The organism is Streptomyces sp. SID4985 (assembly GCF_009863025.1).
Taxonomy (GTDB): Bacteria; Actinomycetota; Actinomycetes; order Streptomycetales; family Streptomycetaceae; genus Streptomyces.
This window is the reverse complement of record NZ_WWIR01000273.1, coordinates 1-1,435: the sequence shown is the minus strand read 5'-3', so window position 1 is coordinate 1,435 and position 1,435 is coordinate 1. Positions and strand designations below refer to the sequence as shown.

1 protein-coding gene is annotated in these 1,435 nt (G+C 75.1%); it reads left to right on the top strand.

The window, feature by feature from the left end; translation table 11 throughout:
- The first annotated feature begins 41 nt into the window (after nucleotides 1-41).
- A complete protein-coding gene (locus GTW40_RS11215; RefSeq protein WP_237525453.1) occupies nucleotides 42-1,253 on the top strand; it encodes a VWA-like domain-containing protein in 1,212 nt (403 codons plus the stop codon).
- Nucleotides 1,254-1,435 lie beyond the last annotated feature (182 nt).

Genomic DNA, 1,435 nt, shown 5'->3' with positions numbered 1-1,435 from the left:
GCCCCACCGCTCCCTCACGCCCCACCGGCCCCACCCTCCCCCTGGACCTGCCCAAGCTCCTCACCGCGCGCCTCCACGCGGTCAAGGTCCGCCCCTACCTCGCCGACGCCCTCTTCGCGCTGCATGTCGTGGAGGACCGCTCGGTGCCGACCATGGCCGTGGACCCGCAGTGGCGCTGCTACGTCTCCCCCGCCTTCGTGGCCCGCACCCCCGTGGAGGAGCTGGCCGGGGTCTGGGTGCACGAGGTGTCCCATCTGCTCCGGGACCACCACGGCCGGGGCGAGCGGTACGCGCGGGAGTACGAGGCGCACGGGCCGGGCGAGTCGTTGCGGTGGAACGTCGCCGCCGACTTCGAGATCAACGACGACATCTACGGCGACGGCCTGCCACGTCCCGCCGGGTCGGTGGTCCCGGCGCTGCTGGGGCTGTCCGACGGTCTGCTGATGGAGGAGTACCTGCGGACGGCCTCGCTGTCCGGGCCCATCGCGAGCCTGGCCTGGCTGGACTGCGGCAGCGGTGCCGACGGGCGGGTGCGGCCGTGGGACCTGGGGCCCGACGGGGCGTACGGGCTGAGCAGACAGCAACGGGACGCGGTGCGGTTCCGGGTCGCGGAGGGGATCAAGGGGCGGCCGGGCACCGCGCCGGACGGCTGGCGCCGCTGGGCGGACGAGGCGTTCCATCCGCCGCAGCCGTGGCGGCAGTTGCTGGGGGCGGCGGTCCGCTCGGCGGCGTCCGCGCCGGGGGTGGGCGAGAACCACACCTACCGGCGCCCGTCCCGCCGCTCGGCCAGTGTCCCCGGGGTGGTGCTGCCGAGTCTGCGCCGTACGCCGCCCCGGGTCTGTGTGGTGATCGACACCTCCGGGTCGGTGAGCGACGCCGAGCTGGGCAGCGCGCTGCTTGAAGTAGCAGCGATCACCCGCGCGGTGGGCGGTCGGCGCGACCTGGTCTCGGTGATCTCCTGCGACGCGGCGGCCGGGATCGCCGTACCGCTCTGCCGCGCCGAGAGCCTCGAACTGATCGGCGGGGGCGGCACGGATCTGCGGTCCGGGTTCGCCCGGGCGCTGCGCGCGCGGCCGCGCCCGGACGTGATCGTGGCCCTGACGGACGGCCAGACGCCCTGGCCGTCCGCCCCGCCACCGTGCCGTACCGTCGTCGGCCTGTTCCCGCGTCCGCCCCGGGCCCAGGACGAGGAGGACCCCGACTACGTCCCGGAGGGGCCGCCCGGCTGGGCCCGGGTGGTCACCATCGGATGAGACGGTGCGGTCACCGGCCCCCTGGCACGGCTCAGCCGACCGTCAGGTTCTGCGCGACCGTGTTCCCGGCGAAGCCGTTCACCCCGAACAGCCCACTCGCGTACATCCCGTCGGTGGCGTCGATGACCGGATCGGCGCCGTTGCCGAGCCAGACGCGGATGCGGTCGCCGTTCGTCTGCACC